This window comes from Paraburkholderia sp. J67 (assembly GCF_905220265.1).
Taxonomy (GTDB): domain Bacteria; phylum Pseudomonadota; class Gammaproteobacteria; order Burkholderiales; family Burkholderiaceae; genus Paraburkholderia.
The window spans coordinates 1-930 of record NZ_CAJMZK010000082.1 but is presented as its reverse complement, the minus strand read 5'-3'; the positions used below and the strand labels follow the sequence as shown (position 1 = coordinate 930).

Sequence of the window (930 nt, the reverse complement as noted above, 5' to 3'; positions counted from 1 at the left end):
ACCGCCCATATCCGGCGTGCGCGGGCCTTCCACCAGCACCTTTTCGATCGCCTGCATGATCGCGTCGTGCGCCGCCTTGAACTGCGCGTCGCCGTTGCCGAGGAAGTCGAGCATCATCGCGCCCGACCAGATCATGGCGATGGGGTTGGCGATCTCCTTGCCGAAGATATCCGGTGCCGAACCATGCACCGGCTCGAACAGCGACGGGAAATTACGCTCGGGGTTGAGGTTCGCCGATGCCGCCAGGCCAATCGTGCCCGTACATGCAGGACCGAGATCGGAAAGAATATCACCGAAGAGATTCGACGCCACCACCACGTCGAAGCGATCCGGTTGCAGCACGAAGCGCGCGCACAGAATGTCGATGTGCTGCTTGTCCCACTTCACGTCGGGATACGCCTCGGCCATCGCGGCCACGCGCTCGTCCCAGTACGGCATGCTGATCGAAATACCATTCGACTTGGTCGCCGCCGTGAGCTTCTTGCGGCCGCGCTGGTTGGCAAGTTCGAACGCGTACTTGAGGATGCGATCCACACCCTGGCGCGTGAACACCGATTCCTGCAGCACGAATTCGCGCTCGGTGCCCTCGAACATCTTGCCGCCCACGGAACTGTATTCGCCCTCGGTGTTTTCGCGCACCACGAAGAAGTCGATATCGCCAGGCTTGCGGTTGGCGAGCGGACACGGCACGCCCGGCAGCAGACGCACGGGGCGCAGATTCACGTACTGGTCGAACTCACGACGGAACTTGAGGAGCGACCCCCACAACGAAATATGGTCGGGCACCTTGTCGGGCCAACCCACCGCGCCGAAGTAGATCGCATCGAAACCCTTGAGCGTGGCGAACCAGTCGTCGGGCATCATCTTGCCGTGTTCGAGGTAGTAGTCGCAGCTCGCCCAGTCGAAATGCGTGAATTCGATCGACAGGCC

General features: G+C 61.7%; 1 protein-coding gene. It reads right to left on the bottom strand.

Annotation, left to right across the window (positions count from 1 at the left end):
• Window positions 1-930: tartrate dehydrogenase (locus tag U5782_RS41255; RefSeq protein ID WP_322049621.1), on the bottom strand; the 930-nt coding region annotated here is incomplete at both ends.